The sequence below is a fragment of the Micromonospora sp. NPDC049799 genome (genome assembly GCF_040656655.1).
Lineage (GTDB): Bacteria > Actinomycetota > Actinomycetes > Mycobacteriales > Micromonosporaceae > Micromonospora.
Genome location: NZ_JBFAMU010000353.1, coordinates 1 through 5,228 on the forward strand (window position 1 = coordinate 1; position 5,228 = coordinate 5,228).

The following is a 5,228-nucleotide window of genomic DNA, read 5'->3' on the forward strand; positions in this document are numbered from 1 at the left end:
CGGGCCACCCGGCGCGGCGGCGCGATCAGTGCCGCGCTCCCCGGCTCCCGGCCGGCGCCGGCCAACGCCGTCCGCAGCCGCTGCTGCCGCCAGTACGGCGACCCGTTCCCCCGCATACGCCCTCCCCGTGGTCCTTCCCGGCACCGCTTGCACCACGAAGCCAACCAGGTCCCTCCGCTCCTGGGAGGGGCCAGCGACCACAACTTTCCGCCCGCCGGGTCCGCCGTCCGGGGGCGAGGTGTGCGCGAGCTGTCGAGGGTGGGGTGTGCTTGGTGGTGGCTGAAGGGATTCAGCCGCTTCCGCCTGGGTAGACGCGCCGTAGACGACAAGGAGGCCCAATGGCGACGATCCCGGCGGAACGCGGCCTGGACAGCACCCCGGCCTTCCTGCGGGACGGGTACCGGTTCATCAGCGCCCGCTGCGACCGGCACGGCAGCGACATCTTCACGACGCGCCTGCTGCTGGAACCGACGATCTGCCTGCGGGGCCGGGCGGCGGTGGAGCTGTTCTACGACACCGGGCGCTTCAAGCGGGCCGGCGCGATGCCCAAGCGCGGCCAGCGCACCCTCACCGGAGTCGGTGGCGTGCAGGGCCTGGACGACGCGGCGCACACCGACCGCAAGCGCATGTTCATGTCGATCATGACCCCGACGGCGGTCCGGCACATCGGTCAGCTCTTCGACGACGAGTGGCGGGCGCGTGTCCCGGCGTGGGAGTCCGGTGCGCCGGTCGTCCTCTTCGACGAGGTCAGCCGGATGCTCACCCGGGCGGTCTGCGCGTGGGCCGGGGTGCCGCTGTCCGGCTCCGAGGTGGCCCGGCGCAACGCCGACCTGGAAGCCATGATCGACGGCCCGGCGGCGATCGGCCCCCGGCACTGGCGGGGCCTGCTCGGCCGCCGGCGCGCGGAGCACTGGGCCGGCGACGTCATCGACCGCGAACGCGTCGGCACGCTGACCGCGCCGCCGGGAAGCGCGCTACGGGTCATCGCCGAGCACCGGGACTCCACCGGACGGCTGCTTCCCCGCCGGATCGCCGCCGTGGAACTGCTCAACATCCTGCGCCCGACCGTCGCCGTGGACCGCTTCGTGGTGTTCGCGGCTCTGGCGCTGCACGACCACCCCGCCTGGCGGGACGGGGTCCGCGGAAACGACGAGGCGACCGAGCAGTTCGTGCAGGAGGTACGCCGGTACTACCCGTTCTTCCCGGTCACCGCCGCCCGGGTGCGCCGCTCGTTCGACTGGCAGGGGTACCACTTCCCCCGGGGCCGCCGGGTGCTGCTCGACCTGTACGGCACCAACCACCACCCGACCCTCTGGCCGGAGCCGGAACGGTTCCGCCCCGAGCGCTTCGTCGGCTGGCGCGACGACCCGTACGGGCTCGTCCCGCAGGGCGGAGGCGAGCACTGGGCCGGGCACCGCTGCGCCGGAGAGTGGATCACCATCGAGTTGATGAAACGGGCGGTGACCAACCTGACCACCACGATGAGCTACGACGTCCCGCCGCAGGACCTCGCGGTCCGCCTGAACCGCATGCCGGCGCTCCCGCCCAGCGGCTTCGTGATCACCAACGTCCGGCAGACGGCCTGACGGCCTCGACCCGACAGCGCGGGGACGCCCTCCTGGAGGACCGACGGGTGACCGGTTGCGACCCGTCAGCGCCAGGAGGGCGGCAGCGCCCGGAGTCACGGGTGCAACACGGTTCGCAGGCAGGCGTCCTCCTTCTTCTCGAACATCTCGTAGCCCCGGACGCCCTTCTCCAGCGGCATCGGGTGGGTGGCGAGGTAGCCGGGGTCGATCTCGCCGGCCGCGATCCGGTCCAGCAGCATCGGGATGTAGCGCTGCGCGTGCATCTGCCCCATCCGCAGCACCAGTGCCTTGTTCATCGCAGCGCCGAGCGGGAACTTGTCGACCAGGCCGGCGTACACCCCGACGATGCTCACCGTGCCGCCCTTGCGGCACGCCATGATCGCCTGCCGGACCGAGGTCGGCCGGTCGCTCTGCAACCGGGCGGTCTGCTTCGCCTTGTCGTACGCGTACGTCGGGCCGACGTCGTGCGACTCCATGCCGACGGCCTCGATGCAGGCGTCCGGCCCCCGGCCGCCGGTCATCTCCCGCAGCGCCTCCAGCACGTCGGTCTCCGCGTAGTTGACCGTCTCGACGCCGAGCCGGTCCGCGGCCGTGGCGAGCCGCTCCGGCAGACGGTCGACCACGATCACCCGTCCGGCGCCGAGGAGCTGGGCGGCCCGGGCCGCCATCTGTCCCACCCCGCCGGCGCCCCACACGGCGACCACCTCGCCGCCGGTGAGCCCGCAGAACTCGGCGGCCATCCAGCCGGTCGGCATCGCGTCGGAGGCGAAGACCGCCGCGTTGTCGGGCACCCCGTCGGGGATCTTGAAGGCGCCGACGTCGCCGAAGGGCACCCGGACGTACTCGGCGTGGCTGCCGGAGAAGCCTCCGGCGGCGTGCGAGTAGCCGAGGATGCCGGCGGGCGAGTGCCCCCAGAGCTTCTCCGCGAAGACGGGCTGCGGGTTGGAGTTGTCGCAGAGCGAGTACTGCTCGGTGCGGCAGTACCAGCAGCCGCCGCAGGCCACCACCGAGCCGACCACCACCCGGTCGCCGGCCTTCAGCCGCCGGACACCCGGCCCGGTCTCCACCACCTCGCCCATGAACTCGTGGCCGAGGACGTCCCCCTCGCGCATCGCCGGCACGAACCCGTTGATCAGGTGCAGGTCCGAGCCGCAGACGCTGCTGGCCCGGACCTTGACGATGACGTCACCGTCGGCGCGTACACCCGGCTCGGGCACGTCCCGTACCGCCAGCTTGCCGACGCCCTCCCAACACAGCGCCCTCACGCCCGTCCTCCCGCCGTCAGCTTCTCGCGGACCTTGTCGGTGGCCATCTCCTGTGCCGGCGTACGCCCCGAGGGGTCCCGCCGGGTGTCGAGCACCTGCCCGCACTCGACCAGGGACTTCACGCGGCGCAGCGTGTCCCGCAGCGCCAGGTCCGGCTCGTGGCTGGTCGCCAGGCCGACGGCTCGGCGCAGCGCTCCGGAGCGGTAGCGCAGCTCGGCGCGGATCTCGGTGCCCCGGTCCATGGGCGCCGGGACCAGCTCGACGGTGCCCTCCTGCGGCTGCCCGTCGGTCACGATCCAGCGCAGCCGGCCGGGGCCGTCCACGGTGATCTCGGCCCGCCACTCGGTGCCGCTACCGGCCGGGTCGACGGCCACGCAGCGCCACCGGTTGTCGCCGACCTGCTCCAGGGTCGCCCACTCGGCCAGCGCGCGGTCCATCCGCTCCCGGTCGGTCCAGAAGCCGATCACCGCCTCCACCGGCCGGTCGACGGTGACCGCGCGACGCACCACGTACCAGCCGTCCTGCCGGTCGGGTTGGTGCCGGCGTCGCCGACTGGCCACCGCCCGACCGACGCCGACCGCGGTCGCCGTGGTGACGCCGAGCAGCGCCCACCTCGTTCCATTGCTGGTCATCACGTCTCCTCCACCCGGGGGGCCCGGGGATGGACCACCCGCCTCAGACGCTGCGCTACCCGGCAGGGGCCCCCCGAAACGACGAACCGGTTTGATCGGCCGGTATCCGGGCACCTGCTGCGGGCACCCACCCTCGACGGGAGGCCCCGTTGACCTTCGATCCGAGCGCGTACGGGCGGCATGTCGCGGACGTCTACGACGAGGCGTACGCCCACCTCGATCCGGCCGCCGCGGTGGAACGGCTCGCGGCGCTGGCCGACGGTGGACCCGTCTGCGAGTTCGGGGTGGGCACCGGGCGGATCGCACTGCCGCTGGTCGCCCGTGGCATCCCCGTCTCCGGCATCGAGGGCTCCCCGGAGATGGTCGAGGGCCTGCGGGCCAAGCCCGGCGGCGACGCCGTCGAGCTGGCCGTCGGTGACTTCGCGTCGACCCGGGTGCCGGGCGGGTTCACCCTGGTGGTGCTCGCCTTCAACACCGTCTTCGCGTTGCCCGACCAGGCCGCGCAGGTGGCCTGCTTCCGCAACGCCGCCGCCCACCTGCGCCCCGGTGGCCGGTTCGTGGTCGAGGCGTGGGTGCCCGACCCGGGCGCCTTCCGCGCCGGGAGCGCTCTGCGACCGCTGCGGGTGACCGAGGACGAGGTGCTGCTGGAGGCGGCCCTCCTGCACCCCGCCGAGCAGCGGATGACCACCACCAAGATCCGGCTCACCGACACCGGGGTCCGCCTGCTGCCGGCCAACCACCGCTACGCCTGGCCGGCCGAGCTGGACCTGATGGCCGAGCTGGCCGGCATGCGCCGTGAGCACCGCTGGGCGGACTGGACCGGCCGGCCCTTCACCGACGACAGCCGCACGCACGTGTCGGTCTACCGGCGTCCGGAGTCGGCATGAGCGCCCCGGCCCGCCCGGCCGGAGGCGTGCCCGGCAACGACCGGCACCACACGGCCGCGTCCCCCCGGGCCGCCGCCGCGCCGGCCCCCGGTGGGGCACCCACCGCCGGTGGCTGGTCGGTGGCACCGTCCCGCCGGCTCCCGATGGCGTACGTCCTGCCGCTGCGCTGGACCGACGACACCGGCCTGACCGAGCTGACCGGATACCTGCGCCGGCTCGCCTCCCGGGTCGACGTGACCGTCGTCGACGGCTCACCGCCGGAGGTCTTCGCCCGCCACGAGCTGGCCTGGCGCGGCCTGGTCCGCCACATCCCGCCCGATCCCGCGCTTCCCGGCGTCAACGGCAAGGTGCGCGGTGTGCTCACCGGCGTCGCCGACGCGCGGCACGAGCACGTGGTGATCGCCGACGACGACGTCCGGTACGACGAGGCGGGGCTGCGCGCCGTGCACGCCCTGCTCGACCGGGTGGACCTGGTCCGGCCGCAGAACTACTTCGACCCGCTGCCCTGGCACGCGTACTGGGACACCGGGCGGACCCTGCTCAACCGCGCCCTCGGCACCGACTACCCGGGCACCCTGGCGGTACGCCGGAGCACCTTCCTCGCCATGGGCGGGTACGACCCGGATGTGCTCTTCGAGAACCTGGAGCTGATCCGGACCGTGCGCGCGTACGGGGGCACCGAGGCGGCGCCGGCGGGTCTCTACGTACGCCGGCTCCCGCCGGAGACCGCCCACTTCCTGGGCCAACGGGTGCGTCAGGCGTACGACGACCTGGCCCAGCCCGCCCGCCTGGTGGCCGCGCTCGCGGTCCTGCCGGCGCTGGCGGCGGGGGTGGCGTGCCGCCGTCCGGGGCTGCTGC

Annotated in this window: 5 protein-coding genes; 3 read left to right on the forward strand and 2 right to left on the reverse strand. The window is 74.0% G+C overall.

The genetic code is table 11. The features are described 5' to 3' along the window. Positions 1-338 precede the first annotated feature (338 nt). A complete protein-coding gene (locus AB0I76_RS21885) occupies positions 339-1,586 on the forward strand; it encodes a cytochrome P450 (protein ID WP_357038409.1) in 1,248 nt (415 codons plus the stop codon). 95 nt (positions 1,587-1,681) lie between these two features. On the opposite strand, the gene AB0I76_RS21890 is transcribed toward AB0I76_RS21885, so the two are convergent. Then, positions 1,682-2,851 carry a zinc-dependent alcohol dehydrogenase gene (locus AB0I76_RS21890; protein ID WP_357038411.1) on the reverse strand — a complete coding sequence of 390 codons (1,170 nt, stop codon included), beginning with the start codon at positions 2,849-2,851 and terminating at the stop codon, positions 1,682-1,684. After that, positions 2,848-3,483 (reverse strand): cyclase, encoded by a 636-nt coding sequence (locus AB0I76_RS21895; RefSeq protein WP_357038414.1) that lies wholly within the window; start codon positions 3,481-3,483, stop codon positions 2,848-2,850. Before AB0I76_RS21895 ends, AB0I76_RS21890 begins: the two co-directional genes overlap by 4 nt. A 149-nt stretch (positions 3,484-3,632) precedes the next feature. Here AB0I76_RS21895 and AB0I76_RS21900 point away from each other — a divergent pair, with 149 nt between their 5' ends. Continuing rightward, positions 3,633-4,370, forward strand: coding sequence for a class I SAM-dependent methyltransferase (locus AB0I76_RS21900; RefSeq protein WP_357038417.1), 738 nt, complete (start codon positions 3,633-3,635; stop codon positions 4,368-4,370). After that, on the forward strand, positions 4,367-5,228 hold an 862-nt coding region (locus AB0I76_RS21905; RefSeq protein WP_357038420.1), incomplete at its 3' end, for a glycosyltransferase. The genes AB0I76_RS21900 and AB0I76_RS21905, both read left to right, overlap by 4 nt.

Bases quoted from the DNA above. Each gene is read 5' to 3' on its own strand.
- AB0I76_RS21885 (WP_357038409.1), top strand. From the start codon at position 339: ATGGCGACGATCCCGGCGGAACGCGGCCTGGACAGCACCCCGGCCTTC.
- AB0I76_RS21895 (WP_357038414.1), bottom strand. From the start codon at position 3,483: ATGACCAGCAATGGAACGAGGTGGGCGCTGCTCGGCGTCACCACGGCG.